At 43.9% G+C, this 16,684-nt stretch carries 15 protein-coding genes, 1 tRNA gene and 1 rRNA gene; 12 read left to right on the top strand and 5 right to left on the bottom strand.

Annotated features, from left to right (window positions below):
- Window positions 1-32: 32 nt before the first annotated feature.
- The gene (locus R7P35_RS16415; RefSeq protein WP_031777270.1) at window positions 33-482 is read right to left on the bottom strand and encodes a DNA polymerase III subunit chi; all 450 of its coding nucleotides are present in this window, start codon (window positions 480-482) and stop codon (window positions 33-35) included.
- Window positions 483-597: 115 nt separating this feature from the next.
- On the bottom strand, window positions 598-2,106 hold the full coding sequence (gene pepA, locus R7P35_RS16410) for a leucyl aminopeptidase (RefSeq protein ID WP_005381073.1): 1,509 nt from the start codon (window positions 2,104-2,106) through the stop codon (window positions 598-600).
- A 200-nt stretch (window positions 2,107-2,306) separates the two neighbouring features.
- Here pepA and lptF point away from each other — a divergent pair, with 200 nt between their 5' ends.
- Window positions 2,307-3,407, top strand: coding sequence for an LPS export ABC transporter permease LptF (gene lptF / locus R7P35_RS16405; protein WP_005381072.1), 1,101 nt, complete (start codon window positions 2,307-2,309; stop codon window positions 3,405-3,407).
- 3 nt (window positions 3,408-3,410) lie between these two features.
- The gene (lptG, locus tag R7P35_RS16400) at window positions 3,411-4,481 is read left to right on the top strand and encodes an LPS export ABC transporter permease LptG (protein WP_005381071.1); all 1,071 of its coding nucleotides are present in this window, start codon (window positions 3,411-3,413) and stop codon (window positions 4,479-4,481) included.
- 87 nt (window positions 4,482-4,568) lie between these two features.
- On the opposite strand, the gene R7P35_RS16395 is transcribed toward lptG, so the two are convergent.
- Both R7P35_RS16395 and R7P35_RS16390 read right to left on the bottom strand, forming a co-directional pair.
- Complete coding sequence (locus R7P35_RS16395; protein WP_005381070.1) at window positions 4,569-5,048, bottom strand: RDD family protein; 480 nt, start codon at window positions 5,046-5,048, stop codon at window positions 4,569-4,571.
- Between the two features lie 184 nt (window positions 5,049-5,232).
- On the bottom strand, window positions 5,233-6,501 hold the full coding sequence (locus R7P35_RS16390; protein WP_053303445.1) for a DUF2254 domain-containing protein: 1,269 nt from the start codon (window positions 6,499-6,501) through the stop codon (window positions 5,233-5,235).
- 227 nt (window positions 6,502-6,728) lie between these two features.
- Between R7P35_RS16390 and R7P35_RS16385 the strand changes: the two genes are divergently transcribed.
- Both R7P35_RS16385 and R7P35_RS16380 read left to right on the top strand, forming a co-directional pair.
- Entirely contained in the window at window positions 6,729-7,394 is a 666-nt protein-coding gene (locus R7P35_RS16385; protein ID WP_213904993.1) for an SDR family NAD(P)-dependent oxidoreductase, read from the top strand.
- Window positions 7,395-7,584: 190 nt separating this feature from the next.
- Window positions 7,585-7,669: transfer RNA gene (locus R7P35_RS16380), tRNA-Leu, on the top strand.
- Window positions 7,670-7,913: 244 nt separating this feature from the next.
- On the opposite strand, the gene R7P35_RS16375 is transcribed toward R7P35_RS16380, so the two are convergent.
- Window positions 7,914-9,197, bottom strand: a complete 1,284-nt coding sequence (locus R7P35_RS16375) for a carbohydrate-binding protein (RefSeq protein ID WP_005381066.1) — start codon at window positions 9,195-9,197, stop codon at window positions 7,914-7,916.
- A 247-nt stretch (window positions 9,198-9,444) separates the two neighbouring features.
- On the opposite strand from R7P35_RS16375, the gene R7P35_RS16370 reads away from it, so the two are divergent.
- The 8 genes from R7P35_RS16370 to R7P35_RS16335 form a co-directional block, all read left to right on the top strand.
- Window positions 9,445-9,750: a PTS sugar transporter subunit IIB gene (locus R7P35_RS16370; protein ID WP_025767645.1), complete on the top strand. Its 306-nt coding sequence runs from the start codon at window positions 9,445-9,447 to the stop codon at window positions 9,748-9,750.
- A gap of 87 nt (window positions 9,751-9,837) precedes the next feature.
- Window positions 9,838-11,172 carry a PTS sugar transporter subunit IIC gene (locus R7P35_RS16365; protein WP_005381064.1) on the top strand — a complete coding sequence of 445 codons (1,335 nt, stop codon included), beginning with the start codon at window positions 9,838-9,840 and terminating at the stop codon, window positions 11,170-11,172.
- A gap of 51 nt (window positions 11,173-11,223) precedes the next feature.
- Window positions 11,224-11,535 carry a PTS lactose/cellobiose transporter subunit IIA gene (locus R7P35_RS16360; RefSeq protein ID WP_031777269.1) on the top strand — a complete coding sequence of 104 codons (312 nt, stop codon included), beginning with the start codon at window positions 11,224-11,226 and terminating at the stop codon, window positions 11,533-11,535.
- 12 nt (window positions 11,536-11,547) lie between these two features.
- Entirely contained in the window at window positions 11,548-12,870 is a 1,323-nt protein-coding gene (locus tag R7P35_RS16355; RefSeq protein ID WP_064354316.1) for a 6-phospho-beta-glucosidase, read from the top strand.
- Between the two features lie 18 nt (window positions 12,871-12,888).
- On the top strand, window positions 12,889-13,644 hold the full coding sequence (chbG, locus tag R7P35_RS16350; RefSeq protein ID WP_025767647.1) for a chitin disaccharide deacetylase: 756 nt from the start codon (window positions 12,889-12,891) through the stop codon (window positions 13,642-13,644).
- A 104-nt stretch (window positions 13,645-13,748) separates the two neighbouring features.
- Complete coding sequence (locus tag R7P35_RS16345) at window positions 13,749-14,747, top strand: LacI family DNA-binding transcriptional regulator (RefSeq protein ID WP_005381031.1); 999 nt, start codon at window positions 13,749-13,751, stop codon at window positions 14,745-14,747.
- Window positions 14,748-14,877: 130 nt separating this feature from the next.
- Window positions 14,878-16,131: an HD-GYP domain-containing protein gene (locus tag R7P35_RS16340; RefSeq protein WP_005381029.1), complete on the top strand. Its 1,254-nt coding sequence runs from the start codon at window positions 14,878-14,880 to the stop codon at window positions 16,129-16,131.
- Window positions 16,132-16,618: 487 nt separating this feature from the next.
- A 16S ribosomal RNA gene (locus tag R7P35_RS16335) occupies window positions 16,619-16,684 on the top strand; the annotation flags it as partial.

Below are 16,684 nucleotides of genomic sequence, written 5' to 3'. Positions count from 1 at the left end.
AACAAGATCGCCTTAACTATAAGGATTGACCGTTAAGGATATTGAATTTCGATCGTTTGCAGCTGGTAACCTGCTTGACGGTAAATTTTATATCTTTCTCTTGCGAGTTGTTTAGCTTTTTCTTCGCAGGGCACGAAGTCTACCACTTGAGCAAACTTGTTCGCAAAGGTTGTCTCATTTTCCGCCAAATTAATTACCAGCTGACGGTTCCAATTAGGTTTTACACCTTCATGGCCGATTTCAATGTTGGTGGCGTATTTCGGTCCCTCGCCTACGAGGTTATGTGCCATGAACTTGTCTGCATCAACTTGCCAAAAGGCTTCAGCGAGCTGCTCGGCGTGTGGTTTGTCTTGGCAGTTTAAATACACTTTAGCGCCTTGGCGAGCAAAGTGCTGAGCCAAAAACACGATGTATTCTTCAAAGCCAGCCACCGTTGCTTGCGGGCTCTCTTCGTTAATGATGTAGAAGGTTGCAGTTTGCATCATTCTCTCACTTGCCTTGGGTCTCTTCCTAAGACCATCTTAAGTCCCACTTTCATTTTAGAAAATTAGGATAATAAAAAAGGGCCTTGCGGCCCTTTTAGATGTTGTTCAGAAATTACTCTTCTGTCTCTTGGCCGCTGCGGTTCAAAAGGAATTGGACAAGCATTGAGACAGGACGGCCCGTTGAGCCTTTCGCTGCGCCTGATTTCCACGCGGTACCTGCGATATCGACGTGTGCCCAGTTGTACTTCTTCGCGAACTTAGATAAGAAGCAACCCGCAGTAATTGTGCCACCAGGGCGACCACCAATGTTTGCCATATCCGCAAACGGGCTTTTCAACTGTTCGTGGTACTCGTCTGCCATTGGTAGACGCCATGCACGGTCACTCGCTTGCTCAGAAGCGTTTACTAGCTCATGAGAAAGAGGGTTGTGGTTAGAGATTACGCCGCTGATATGGTGGCCTAGTGCGATAACACAAGCACCAGTTAGCGTTGCAACGTCAACCACGCAGTCTGGTTCGAAACGCTCTACGTAAGTCAGTGCGTCACAAAGAACAAGACGGCCTTCAGCATCCGTGTTCAGAACTTCTACAGTTTGACCAGACATGGTCGTTAGGATGTCACCTGGACGGTAAGCGTTGCTGCCAGGCATGTTTTCACAGCCCGCTAGAACACCAATAACGTTGATTGGTAGGTTTAGCTTCGCTAGCGCTTTCATTGTACCGAATACCGATGCCGCACCACACATGTCGTACTTCATCTCATCCATACCTTCGCCCGGCTTTAGAGAGATACCGCCTGAGTCGAAGGTTAGACCTTTACCTACGAGCACAATCGGTTTTGCATCTGAGTCAGGGTTACCTTTGTACTCGATGATAGACATCATAGATTCGTTTTTAGAACCACGGCCTACTGCTAGGTAAGAGGTCATACCCAGTTTTTCCATCTCTTGCTCACCAATAATTTTGGTGGTTACGGTTTCGTAATCGTCCGCTAGACGACGAGCTTGAGAAGCAAGGTAAGCTGGATTAGCTACGTTTGGCGGCATGTTGCCAAGGTCTTTTGAGGCTTTGACACCTGATGCGATAGCAAGACCATGAGTGATTGCTTTTTCACCCAAGTTCAATTCACGACGCGTTGGTACGTTGAAAACAAGCTTGCGCAGTGGGCGGCGAGTCTCAGGTTTCACGCTCTTGAATTGATTAAATGTGTATAGACCATCTTTAGTCGCTTCTACAGCCTGGCGCACTTTCCAGTATGTATCACGACCCTTAACATGCAGTTCAGTTAGGAAACATACCGCTTCCATTGAGCCTGTCTCGTTAAGTGTGCTGATCGTCTTTTGAATGATTTCCTTGTACTGGCGCTCGCCAAGTTCACGCTCTTTGCCGCAACCGACAAGTAAAACGCGCTCTGACAAAACACCTGGTACTTGATGCAGTAGCAGCATCTGACCAGGTTTACCCTCTAGATCACCACGGCGAAGTAGTGAACTGATGTAACCGTCACTGATTTTATCAAGTTGTTCGGCTACTGGAGAAAGGCGACGTGGTTCAAACACACCAACAACGATACATGCGCTACGTTGTTTCTCTGGACTGCCACTTTTTACACTGAACTCCATGCGTACTCCTACATCCTGAAGACAAATTGCTCTAAATGTTAGATAATGATCGCTTACTTGTTGAATTTTAGCTCCAGGCTTACATGCAGAGCTGATTAAGCGACTAACATCTAGTTTATAATTTTTAAAAAAATAAATGGTTCAACGGGAAACTATAGTGATTCGACCAAAAAAACAAGTTTTGTATAGGTAATTTCAGCGTGATTATTGTTAGATATTTGATCCGCGAAACACTCAAGAGCCAATTTGCGATTTTTTTCGTACTTTTTTTGGTGTTTGTAAGCCAGAAATTCATAAGTGTTCTTGCTGATGCTTCTGATGGGGATATTCCTGCTGGATTGATTTTCTCGATTGTTGGTTTGAACATGCCAGCAATGGGTCTGTTAATGCTGCCTTTAAGTCTGTATATCGGCATATTGATCACATTTGGTCGTCTGTATGCAGAGAGCGAAATTGTCGTAATGAACGCGACAGGTATTGGTAATAAATTCTTGGTTCAAGCGGCCTTATACCTAGCGTTGATTACTTCAGCGGTGGCGGCTTTCAATGCGTTGTGGCTATCGCCGTGGTCTCAAGACCGCGTTGAGCAGCTTTATGAGCAGGTAGCGTCAGAAAACAGCGTTGACCTACTTAAAAAAGGTCAGTTCCAAGGTACACCAGACGGTTCATCGGTTGTGTTCATCGATGACATTAAAGACAATACCTTGAGCAACGTTTTTGTTGCGCAGATGCGCCCTCGAGATTCAGTGTTACCGAGTGTGATGTTCTCATCTTCTGGTGAAGTAAAAGAGCTTTCGGACGGTCGTCAGATCATCACTATGAAAGAAGGTACGCGTTATGAAGGTGTGCCTACTCGCGTTGAATATATGATCACGAAATTCGATGAATACGAAGGTGTTATCGGCCAACGTGAGGTCAAAAAGAAAGGGCGAGACTGGGAAGCATACCCAACGGTTGACTTGATAGGTCACCCAGATCCAGAGGCGCAAGCGGAGCTACAATGGCGAATTTCGTTATTTGTGTGTATTCCACTCTTAACAATGCTCGTTATTCCTTTGTCTGCGGTGAATCCGCGTCAGGGACGGTTTGCCAAAATGGGGCCTGCGATTCTGATCTACCTAGCGTATTTCTTGGCGATCAGTGCAACCAAATCTGCATTAGAAGATGGTGACATCCCGGCTGCTATTGGTATGTGGCCAATCAATGCGATGTTGCTGATTGTTGCTATCATGGCGAATATGATGGACAGCGTTGCTGCTAGACGAATAAAAGACAAATTCCGCAAGAAGAGGCTCGCGTAAGCTGTGTTCAAAATCTTAGACCTTTACATCGGTAGAACCATCATCTCTACCACTGCCTTGGTTTTAGCGACGTTTGTTGGCTTATCGGGCATCATCAAATATGTAGAACAGCTACGTAAAGTAGGGCGAGGTGTGTACGACCTCACTCATGCGTTGTACTTTGTGTTACTCAGTGTGCCGCGTGATATCGAAATGTTCTTTCCAATGGCGGCATTACTCGGTGCCCTGATCGGCTTAGGTATGTTGGCTTCAAGCTCTGAGCTGGTGGTGATGCAAGCTGCTGGTTTCTCTAAGCTGGATATCGGGTTATCGGTACTCAAAACGGCCGTCCCGCTCATGATTGTCGTTATGGCGTTAGGTCAATGGGGCGCTCCTGAGGCCCAGAAGATGGCCCGTGACTTACGTGCGTTTGCGATATCAGGTGGTAGCATTGTGTCTGTGCGCTCAGGTGTGTGGGCTCGTGACGCAAACGACTTTATCTTTATAGGTAAAGTCGAAGACGACAAACTTTATGCTTTAAATATGTGGCGTTTTGATGATGATAAGAATCTACAAAAAGTTATTTTCGCCGAAGAAGTCGACTACCAACAAGATAACAACTGGCTGATGCGCTACGTACAAATTACGGACATGGAAAATGAAAACGTAATTTCAAAGCAAGACATCGAACAGATGGAGTGGCACACCTCTTTGGCACCGGATAAGCTAGCTGTGGTGACCGTGAAGCCAGAAGAACTGTCACTGAGCGGTTTGTATGATTATGTGACTTACCTAAAAGCATCGGAACAAGACGCATCTCGCTATGAGTTGGCGTTTTGGCGTAAGTTGACTCAGCCGCTTTCAATTGCTGTGATGATGTTAATGGCGCTATCTTTTGTTTTCGGTCCACTCAGAAGCGTGACCATGGGGGCAAGGGTATTGTCGGGCGTGGTTGCCGGGTTTACTTTTTACATATCCAGTGAGTTCTTTGGTCCATTAAGCTTGGTATATGGCATATCCCCAGTGTTTGGTGCTTTGGCCCCGAGTTTGGTGTTCTTAGCTATTGCGATTGCACTGCTACGAAGAAAGCTATAACTGAAGCATCATCGAATAAACCAAGTTTTACCGAACCAAATGTAAAAGGAAGGCATTACGCCTTCCTTTTTTGTGTTCCCGGATAAGTTAGTTTGCCTTAGGCAACACAACAACCTCTGTTTTGGCCCAAATGTCGTGGAAACCACGTTTCTTCGGATCAATCGGTACAGTCAAATTTGCCAAGCCAAAGCCAGATGTCGAAATACGAATCAGAGCTTGAGTTACCGTAATTGGTGCTCCGTCTTTGGCATTGCGAACTCGAAGCTTCCAAGCGCGCATCCCAAGAGTTTGTCCTGCTCGCGTCCAGAAGAACACAAAGAAATATATCCACACACCCGCAAGATAAAGTGTAAATAGAGGGCTCAATACAGGGTGCTTTCCGAGCATATCTGCGGCATCAGCGTACTCGCCATAGCTCAACAATCCTGCTGCATTTAGTGCAAACACAACGGCCATAACAATACCAGCGGCCATCATTTCAATTGCGATAATAATCAATGTGTCGTAAATCAACGCTGCAAGTCGACGAAAGAGACCAGCAGGTGGAAGAGTTGTAGACGTTGTCATTATTCCATCACTTACCTTAAAAATTGTGCGTCAGAATATAGATTCCCTCACCAAGAGAAAAGAGACCTAACGCACAGAGTCTTTAATTGTGTATAAACGAAGAGACTTTTCTGCCCTACGTTATCAGCACATGTCATGATACACGAGGCCGTGCAGCAATATGTTTCGACTGAATTCGACTCTCTTAACCATTGGCTTTTTGGTCTGTGACCAGATTAGATAGCTGAGAGAGTTGGTGTTTCTCATCTTCTGTATAATGTTGGCTTAATGAAAGCTCTAAAGCTTTTTCTGACAGCTTGATTGCTGGTGACAAAAATAACTTAGGGTGCATACTAGAGAGAGCTAGCAAGGCCTTTTGTAGGCGAATCTGTATTTGGAGTTGCGCTGCACCATCGTGTGCTATCGGCAAAAAGACATCATCAAACAAATCCTGGTAGCTCAATGCGGGCACAAATAGTCTAGGATATCGAGTTTTGGCTGGCGGCTCACTGAGTAGGTCTCCCCATAATGAAAGTGCTCGTACAGAACGCCCAAGAACGTCAATCGCGGTGCCATTATCATTTACAGCCGGAGATAGTGCTCGTGAGGCGATTTCCGCCATAACGACTAAACCAAAGCGAGGGTCCTGATCATATGAACGCTCCGTTCGAATCGTGAAGGCTGCCGTTACTTCGCTTTCGTCTGGCAATTCTCCACAAACCCAAGCCAATGGTTGACCTACGTACACAAAACTTCCCGGTTGTCGCTCAAGGTAGATGGTGCATTGGTTTGCTTCAGCAATACTATCGAGGTGATGCATATCAACATGCTGTAAGTAGCCAATTTCTTGGCTCAAAATAGGTTTACTTCCTCTGGGCTTATGCTCTGGGTGGCTCCATGGGTGAGCACCTAGCCAGCGCTCTTTGCCCCGTTTTCTTATCGCATCTAACAAGGCTTGCTCTACGTATGAAGTGGTTTCACTGACCCTTCCTAGTACGGAAAGGTGCTGAATCCAACGTAGCAGAGTGAGTATGATCATCACGATTACGGCGATAGTCACGATGAATAGATAAATTTGTGCTTGTTGATGATAGGCCCCAATACCTAGCGCGATAATTCCTACCAAACTAAATAGAAAAGAGCCAAGAAAGGTTGCTAAGGCATTTTGTGTTGTGCTGTCTTCCATCAACAGTTTTGTCGCTCGCGGCGTTACCCCTGCACTAGCGGCACTGTACGCTGAGACCATAATATTGAGAGAGAATGTAGTCACTGCAAGCATGGAGGTTGCGAGGATATTTAATATGTTGTTCAACAAATCCTTGCTGACGTTGATGGCAGGGGGCAGAGTAATGAACTGGTTTAAAACAATCGACATTAAGGCGGTAGCAACAGCTAGTAATGCGTAGAGTGACGTCCGGACCCACAGTTTTCGTGTCATCTGTTTCAGTAACCACTGCCATTTTGACCCAGTCATTCTTTGCTCCTATTCAGTTCTCACTAGAAAGTCGATAGAAAATTCAGAAAGTTATTCTTGCTTAAGCATAGGTTAAATGCCCGTCGTTCTGCTTGATATTTCATGCATCACGAAAGTAAGAAAGCTGCTTGCTTCAAAGAATGGTGCTCTTGAGGTGTGAATTACCACGATTCTGTTACCTTAATTGATAGATGAATTAAAAGTATGTGATTGAAAAGAGGTAGCGCATGATTGTAATTACAGGTGCAAGTAGCGGCTTAGGGGCGGAACTAGCAAAGCGTTATGATGCGGAAGGCAAAGAGACGTATGTAATAGGAAGAAATACAGAAAAACTATCCGCACTAGCAAAACAACTCTCTCATAACGTTGGTTATCAAGCTTGCAACCTCTCATTGCACCAAAATGTGAAACAGCTCTTTGATGGGGTGAAACAGTCCCCTGAAATGGTCATTCATAGTGCGGGAAGTGGTTATTTTGGCTTACTGGAAGAGCAGGAGCCGGAAGAGATTCAAAAGTTGATTGATAACAACCTGAATTCTGCGATTCATGTGCTAAGAGAGTTAGTAAAGCGTTACAAAGTTCATCCAATAAAAGTGGTCATGATCATGTCCACAGCCGCGCAACAACCTAAAGCGCAAGAGTCTACGTATTGTGCAGTGAAATGGGCCATCAAAGGATTAATTGAGTCGGTTCGTTTGGAGCTAAAAGGAAAACCTATGAAAATTATCGCGGTTTATCCTGGTGGAATGGATACGGAATTCTGGAAAACAAGCGGCAATACGATGGACACGAGTCACTTCATGCAAGCAGAAGATGCCGCAGAGATGCTCTATAATGCGTTGTCGAGCATTGGGAATGGTTATGTTTCTGATATTACAGTGAATAGAATTTAAAAAGAGTTTCGTATACTCATTTTCATCTGGAAGAGTAGTAGAAAATGGAGCGTACGTTTCTTATGAGTACAGCTTTGTCACACTTTGTGGCGAAATTATCAGCAAACGATAGTTATTTAAGGTATTTCTGCTTGCGCAGGTCAAAAGCTTACGTATAATGCCAACCATCAAAGGGCAATAGCCCAAAGATGCCGGTGTGGTGAAATTGGTATACACGACGGATTCAAAATCCGTTGCCTTCGGGCGTGGCGGTTCAAGTCCGCCCACCGGTACCATACATAGAAAGGTCGCTTTTATAGCGGCCTTTCGTCGTTTTAGGTGCTCGTAAATATCAAAAGGAAGTTAGCGTTGCCTTCGCGGTGGCGGCAGGAATGCCAGTCCAATCAACTCCGTCCACCGGTACCATATTTTAAGACAGAGCCTCGATGAAAGTCGGGGCTTTGTTGTATCTGGATCTTCAAAAAAAAGCGCGAGGGGTATGCCTCGCGCAAACTACTACATGGTGATAGTAGGAACAGCCTATAGAGCTGTGAACAAGGTATTCTGAGTGTTCGGAGTCCAGTCTGCTTGGGACACGTGCGGTACATCAACTAGATAACGCAAACCTTGATAAGTCACCACATCACCTTGTTTATAGGAAACATTCTGAGTCCAGTTAGTGGCTGGGTCTGCATTTGTCCAAAGGCTAGAGGTTGGAGACGGTGCCCAATCTTGTTGCGCAGTATGGTTTGTTACAGCCTGGTATACAGTACCTAGGTGTAAGACGTAATCGCCAGCGTCGTAGTTATGACCAACTTGCCAGTTCGGTGTGTAGTTATCCATTGTGTCGAAGTCATAACCCGCTTGTTTTGCTAACTGTATAAACTTAGCGAGCTTAGGTAGGTTTTGCGTTGCACCCATGCCACGCTTACCATCTTCAAATAGGAACTCGTGAGTTAATACGATAACTTTATCGGCGTGTAAAGGTGTACCACATGGGAACTCTTGAGCTTTGGAGTTGATCGGGTTAATCGTTGTTGGTGCACAAGTGTTTAACGCGGAATCCACATATCCAAGAAATGCTTCTGCTTCTGTAAGGCTGTTTGCTGGCATTTCAATGCCCCAATTTTCAGGTGCCCAGTCCACATCCCAACCGTGAGTTTGATAGCCGTTATTCGCTAGGATATTTTGAACCTCGATAGCTGCTTTTACACTGTTGGATGGGTTGGATGTATCGCATACATATCCTGGTTCCCAAGGTTTCAGGTCATCAGACGTGGCACATAACCCATCTGCTTTGAAGTCTTTCGTCACTCGCCAACCGTTGGTGTAGGGCAGTCTAGCAAACTCTGTTGCCTTGTAGTTCGGGTAGCTTGTAATGTTCGGCAAATACTTTGCTAACACAGATAAGTTTTCCGTAAACATTGAGGCATCGTAAACAGGGTCTTGATACGAGTTTAGCTGGTGGTCCCCGGTCGCATTACACTCCGCAGCACTGTTCGGTCCAAATTCATCCACGCAGTTGTGCACCATGTGATCGTAACTGTGGTTCGCAACAATATGACCAGTGTCTAATGCGAGCTTTAAGGCTTCTAGGGAACGGTCTTCATTCTCATCACCAATTCCATCTAAATGCCAAGCATTAAAGTAAAACGTCGCTTTGATATCTTCCTGGTTAAGTACTTGAATAACGTCAATAGATGCATTGATTGGTCCATCATCAAACGTTAGATAAATTGTGCCTTTAGAGTCGGTTTGAGCAAATGAGTGTTGTGATAGTGCGGCACTTACAAGCGTTGCAATAGCCAATTTATTAAATTTCATTCTCTATTCCTTTTAAGAAATTAATAACGACGTTGTCAGTAGTAAAATATTGATAATTTGAAACTTAATGTGATGTCTTAAATTATTTTATGACTTTTATCCTAGACCTAAATAATTACAAAAAAATAGGTGGTATTTTCTAAATTGGGATTGTGTTCACGAATAATGCAACCGGTTGCGCTTTTTTGTCTTGGTTATTTTTGCTACAGTTTTTACAGGTTGAAATTTACACAACGGGAGTAAGGCTATGAAAAAGATCCTTTTATGCTGTAGCGCAGGGATGTCCACCAGTATGCTTGTTAAGAAAATGGAGCAAGCTGCTGAAAATAAAGGAATTGAGTGCAAAATTGATGCAATGTCAGTGAATGCGTTTGAAGATGCAATTAAAGAGTACGATGTTTGTCTTCTCGGGCCTCAAGTACGTTTTCAGCTAGAAGAACTAAGAAAAACGGCGCAAGAGCATGGTAAAAACATTGATGCTATTTCTCCTCAGCATTATGGAATGATGAAGGGAGAAGAAGTACTAGAGCAAGCATTAGAATTAATTAACTAAAATATAGTTTTAAATTAAAAAGATAACTGTACATCAAATATAAATATTTGATGCGGGATTCTTTTGCCTAAAATAAGGATGGACTCTATGAAGCTTTATGACGCAATTATAGGCGCAGTCGAAAAGCATATAGCCCCTATAGCAGCTAAAGTGGGGAATCAGCCCCATGTTCGCGCAATGAGAGACGGTTTTATTGTCGCAATGCCGTTTATTATTGTCGGTAGTTTCATTTTGATTTTTGCATTCCCCCCATTTGCCGAAGATACAACCTTTACTTTTGGTCGAATTTGGCTCGATTTCGCCACTACACATTTTGATACCATAATGATGCCCTACAACATGTCGATGGGGATCATGACCATTTTTGTTTCGCTGGGCGTTGCTTATAGTTTAGCGAAGGCTTACAAGATGGATGGGATCACGAGTGCTGTATTGTCACTAATGTCTTTTTTACTCATTGCGGCCCCAGCTAAAGATGGCGCGTTGTCTATGTCTCACATGGGCGGAACCGGGATCTTCACCGCAGTGATGTGTGCATTTTTCTCGGTGGAGCTCTACCGTTTTATGAAAAAGCACAATATTACGATTCGCATGCCAGAGCAGGTGCCACCGGCGATTGCGCGATCATTTGAAGTATTGCTACCAGTCTTAGCGATATTCATTACCTTATATCCACTTAGCCTTTTCGTACAAACCCAGTACGACATGCTGATTCCAGACGCTGTTATGGCTATCTTTAAACCGCTAATTAGTGCGTCTAACTCATTGCCTGCCATTATTGGCGCTTTATTGCTTTGCCAGCTACTTTGGTTTGCGGGTATTCATGGTGCTGCAATTGTTGTTGGACTGCTTTCTCCAATCTTTTTGACCAACATTGGTGCCAACATTGAAGCCTTTGTTGCAGGTGAACCGATTCCAAACGTATTTACTCAACCGTTCTGGGATTTTTACATCTTTATTGGCGGCTCTGGTGCAACACTTGCTCTTGTTATGCTGATGTCGTTTAGCCGTTCTGTTCACCTTAAGAGCATTGGTCGAATGAGTGCGGTGCCTGGCTTTTTCCAAATCAACGAACCTGTGATCTTCGGTAGCCCAGTTGTGATGAACCCGACCTTGTTTATCCCGTTCGTCTTCGCTCCAGTCATCAATGCTACGATTGCGTACTTTGCTGTGCATGTCGGCTTTGTGGGTATGGGTGTCGCTACAACACCTTGGACAACACCGGCACTGATAGGTGCTTCGTGGGGTAGCGGTTGGACCTTTGCGCCAGTATTGCTCGTCATTGGTTTATTAATTCTTGATCTAATCATCTACTTCCCATTCTTCAAAATGTTTGAGAAGCAAATGTTGGAGCAAGAACTACCAACGACGAAGGAAACTAAAGGTGACACGCAGCCGTCAGGCGAAGGCGTTACTGCTTAACTGTGCTTAATGGGCCGCAATTACCGCGGCCCGATTTTCGGAGAGAAAATGATGGAACAAGAATTGGTTGTAATGGAGATCATTTGCAATGCTGGTGAAGCCAGAAGTTTAAGCTACGAGGCATTGCGTTTATCTCGAGAACAAGATTTTGAAGCGGCTGATGAGAAGCTCTCTCAAGCAAGAGAGTGCATTAATAAAGCCCACTTAATACAGACTCAGCTTATTGAAGAAGATCAGGGAGAAGGGAAAGTCCCGATGACGTTAGTGATGGTGCATGCTCAAGATCACCTAATGACTACGATTTTGGCTCAAGAGATGGCTGTAGAAATCGTCGCACTGAACAAAAAAATCTCGAACAAATAAAGGGGGATGAAAATGTCTAGAGAGGCGATCAAACTTGCTATTATTGGCGGTGGTAGTAGCTATACCCCGGAATTGGTTGAAGGGGTTATTAAGCGCTTAGAATATTTACCCGTTAAGAAGATTCATTTTGTGGACATTGAGTCAGGAGCTGAGAAGCTTGAGATCATCAAAGGATTGGCTCAGCGAATGGTCGATAAAGCCGGAGCAAAAATTGAGATAAAAGCCGGTTTCGATCGCCGTGCTGCGATAAAAGATGCGGATTTTGTGATGACGCAGTTTCGTGTTGGTGGCCTTGCTGCACGCGCTAACGATGAGCGAATCCCAATCAAGTACGACGTCATCGGCCAAGAAACAACGGGCCCTGGTGGTTTTGCTAAAGCACTGCGAACCATTCCGGTCATTCTTGATATCTGTAAAGACATTGAAGAGTTGGCTCCAAACGCATGGATGCTCAATTTCACCAACCCAGCGGGTTTAGTTTCCGAAGCGGTCAGTAAGTACACCAAAGTAAAGAGTATTGGTTTATGCAATGTGCCCGTTTCAATGGAAATGATGATTGCAGAAATGATGGAGTGCGAGCCAAAAGAGCTGCAACTTGAGTTTGCTGGGTTAAACCATCTCGTGTGGGTACACAAAGCATGGTTCAATGGGGAAGATATTACTCAAACGGTATTAGAGAAAGTCGGTGATGGTGCCAACTTCAGTATGAAGAATATCTGGGAAGAGCCGTGGGATCCGGCATTTCTAAAAGCACTGGGGGCGATACCATGTCCTTATCATCGTTACTTCTACCAAACTGATGCCATGCTTGCTGAAGAGAAACAAAGTGCCGATGAAAAAGGCACTCGTGCTGAGCAGGTAATGGAAACAGAAAATGCGCTATTTAAGCTCTATCAAGATCCTACCCTCGATCATAAGCCGAAAGAGTTAGAGGAGCGGGGTGGTGCTTATTATTCTGATGCATCACTGAACCTAGTTGATTCAATTTATAACAATCGTAATAGTATTCATGTTGTTAACGTTTTAAATAATGGAGCGATCAACGGCCTACCTGACGATGCTGTGATTGAATGTAGTGCCGTGATTGGTAGCTGGGGGGCGAAACCTCTTGCGGTTGGCGAGTTGTCAAACAATATCAAAGGATTACTCCATCAAGTTAAAGCGTATGAGCAGCTAACAATAGAAGCTGCTGTCGAAGGTAATTATGACAAGGCGCTTATGGCATTAACCAATAACCCATTGGTGCCTGACATTGGCCGCGCCAAGTCAATCCTGGATGATATTCTGGCGGTGAACGCTCCGTATTTACCTCAATTTAAACTAACGACGTTGTAAGACTAAGGAAGGGCGCCGATGAAAGTCATTTTTAATGCTGATGATTTTGGTTTAACGAGAGGTGTAAATAGCGGCATCGTTAAAGCTCATCAGCAAGGTGTGGTTCATTCAACCACCATGATGGTGGGTATGGATGCTGAGCAACATGCCTTAGAACTAGCTCGCCATAATCCAGACTTGAAAATTGGCGTTCATCTTAGGTTTACAGCAGGTGTGCCTATAACGAAGCATCCTAACTTGACCAACGGCCGAGCGCACTTTATCAATTATGACGAACTTTGGAGTAAGCAGGACTTCGAAACTCAGGTCGTTTATGATGAAGCAAAAGCTCAGGTGGAACATTTTCTATCGCTTGGGTTGGAGCTAAGCCACTTAGATAGCCATCATCACGCGCATACTCACCCTCAAATTTTGCCCGTTATTAAAGAAGTAGCGAATGAATACCGAGTGCCACTGCGGGGCAGTGGCTTGTGTCAAGAATCGATGACAATCAGGTATATCTTTACTGATGAGTTTTATGATCAAAAAGTGAGCTTGGATGGCTTAATGGCACATCTATTGAGCTTAAAAGCTGACTATGACTTGGTTGAGGTGATGTGCCACCCGGCAGAGGCCGATCAGGCGCTTATCTTAAAGAGTGGCTATGCGCTTCAGCGAGAGCTAGAGTTACAAGTTCTTACCTCTCCCATTTTAAAAGAACAGTTAGCTCATCATGGTATAACTGTTACGGATTACTCTGAGCTTGTTTCTACCAATCAAATGGTCGGTGTATGATTAAAGGCTGCCAGCTTCGCCCCCTATAGCACCTTACGAATTGCTGGCAGCCGTTCTACACAAACGAATATTTAATAACAATTGCAGTTGGACCCAATAGCATTATGGCAAGGATTAAAGATGTAGCCGAACTCGCCGGTGTAAATCGCTCTACCGTTTCTCGAATTATTAATGGAGAGGGGAAATTTCGCGAGGAAACTCGAAAAAAAGTAGAGCAAGCTATGGCGCAATTGAATTATCGTCCTAGTGCAATTGCTCGTTCACTCGCAACCTCATCCAGTAATATGGTTGGGTTATTGGTGACTTACTATACGGGGGGCTTCTTTGGCGAGATGATGGAGCAGGTTCAGACCGAGCTGGATATTCATAAGAAGTTTTTGATTACAGCTCAAGGCCATCATTCTGCACAAGGTGAAAAAGAGGCAATTCAGCGTTTTAATGATTTACGTTGTGACGGCTATGTACTTCATAGTCGTTATTTGTCAGATGATGACTTACGTGAATTAGCTAAACAGCCAACACCTTTCGTTCTTCTGGATCGCTACGTGGAAGGAATAGAAGAGCGTTGTGTTACCTTTAACCATCATCATGCAAGCCGTATTGCCGTTGAGCACCTTTTAGCTGGTGGTCATCGAAAGATTGCTTGTATTGCCGGTCCATCCCAACGTCATAACAGTGTATTGAGAAAGCTTGGGTATATTGATGCAATGAAGGATGCTGGTATAGATATTGATGAAAGCTGGTGTGAAGAAGGGAATTATGGTCGGCAAAGTGGTTATGATGCAATGGCTGCAATTTTACAACGACACCCTGATGTGACGGCTGTCTTTTCGTGCAGTGAAGAAATGACGGTTGGCGCAATGCAGTACTTACACGAGCACAGTATTTCTGTACCAGAGCAAATCTCATTAACTAGCTTTGACAGTGTTGATCTTTGTGAAAGTCTTTACCCTACAGTATCAGCAGTGCACTTTCCTATCAGTGACATGGCCCGTGTAGCGGTACAAACGTTAATGGGGCTAGTCAAAGATCAAGAAGTAATAGACAAGCCAGTGTTCGAGGCCAAGCTTAAAATACGCAAAGCAGATCGCTCCTTAAAGTAGCTTACTTCTATCTAATTAAGTGAGTCGCTTAGAAATAACGGTTTGATGTTTTGATAGTTACTGATGAATTTATTCACAAAATTTACTAGTATTCTAACTCTCTTAAGAAATATAAATCAGTAGTGAATAAGTGGCAGCCATTAAACTAACGGTCGATCGTATTCAACCCGGATTACATATCCGTCTTCCGCTAAAGTGGAACGATCACCCCTTTCTACTCAATAGCTTTAAGATTAAAGACCAAGAGCAAGTCGAGATGATCCGCCACCTCGGCGTAAAGTTCGTTTACTTTAATCCAGAGCAAAGCGATGCCGTTCCACTCCCTGTTGATCAAAGACAAGCTGACAGAGTAACAAATGAAGCGTCGTTAGATCATGAAACTCAAAAAATGTGGCAAGAAAAACAGAACCGCATAGAAAAGTTAAGTGCATACCGTCGACGCGTGATTCAGTGTGAAAAAGAGTTTGAGCGCTCTCTGGCACGTATGCGTTCAGTCATGACTAAAATCCGTAACCGTCCGACAGCAGCAGTTGATGAAGCAAAGCTTCTTATTGAAGATATCGTCGAGAAGTTAATGTGCGATGATAATGTTACGTTACATCTGATGAACGGAAAAAATGAGTTTGAAGATATTTATTTCCACTCATTGAACGTGGCTGTTATCTCGATGATGATTGGCCGTGCTAAAGGGTACTCAGCAGCACAGTTGAAAGAGCTTTCCTTCTCCGCACTATTCCATGATATCGGGAAAATAAAAATCCCGACTGCAATATTAAGAAAGCAACTACCTCTAACAGAGCCAGAAACCAACTACTTAAAGTTGCACACTAAATATGGCGTCGATCTTGCGAGTCAAATCGAGGCTTTTCCCGAAGTCGCGAGAATTGTGATCGCGCAGCACCATGAGCTAAGAGATGGGTCTGGTTATCCTAAAGGCCTGAAAGGAGATGAGATCAACGAGTTTGCTCAAATTATTGCTGTAGCCAATGCGTTTGATAACTTGTGTCATACACCGATAGTCTCAGATCAAAAGATTCCTTATACCGCACTCTCTCATTTATATAAGAACTGTAAACACCTATATAAAGAAGAGAACCTGAACATCCTAATTAAGTTTATGGGCGTGTTTCCTCCGGGTACCGTAGTTCAGCTTTCTAATAATATGGTCGGCCTGGTTATCTCAGTGAATGCATCGCATTTATTATTCCCGAATGTCTTGGTTTACGATCCATCAGTACCAAGGACGCAAGCGCCAATCATTGATCTTGCCTCAAAAGATATAAAGATAGTTAACGCGATTCATCCGTCAAAATTACCGGATAAAGTAAAAGAGTATCTAAATCCGCGTTCGCGTATTTCTTATTTCTTTGATAGTGATGAGTAGTTATCCACAGCTTTTTGTGGGTAAATTGTATAAATCCTGAGTGTTATTTCTGGGTAATTTTAGGGTTGGATGGAAAGTATCCATTTGGCATGTTTTTTTAGAAAAAATGCATTTTTAGTATTGCCAAAGAAAATCTTCTCCCTATAATGCGCATCCATCGACACGGCAGACGCCACAAGGCTTTAGCAGGGTCGAAGAGGTAAAAAGCTTCTACAAAAAATTAGTTTAAAAAAGTGTTTGACACTAACGACTAAATCGCTAGAATGCACCTCCGCTTTGAGAGAAAAACTTCTCGCAAAGCAAGCTCTTTAACAATATAGACCTATCAATCTGTGTGGGCACTCGTTGATGATGATCCAATTCGATACTTCGGTATCAAATTAGGTTTCAATGAAACGAAGTGACCATTGAATCGAAAGATTCAGCACAGTCAATTCAAACATTACTTTATGTAATGTTCAGTATTCATTGAGCCGAACAAAATCTTAAATTGAAGAGTTTGATCATGGCTCAGATTGAACGCTGGCGGCAGGCCTAACACATGCAAGTCGAG

Origin of the sequence: Vibrio sp. Vb0304 (assembly GCF_033338995.1) — a bacterium.
In the GTDB taxonomy this organism is placed as follows: domain Bacteria; phylum Pseudomonadota; class Gammaproteobacteria; order Enterobacterales; family Vibrionaceae; genus Vibrio; species Vibrio alginolyticus.
This window is presented reverse-complemented; position numbering and strand designations above follow the sequence as displayed.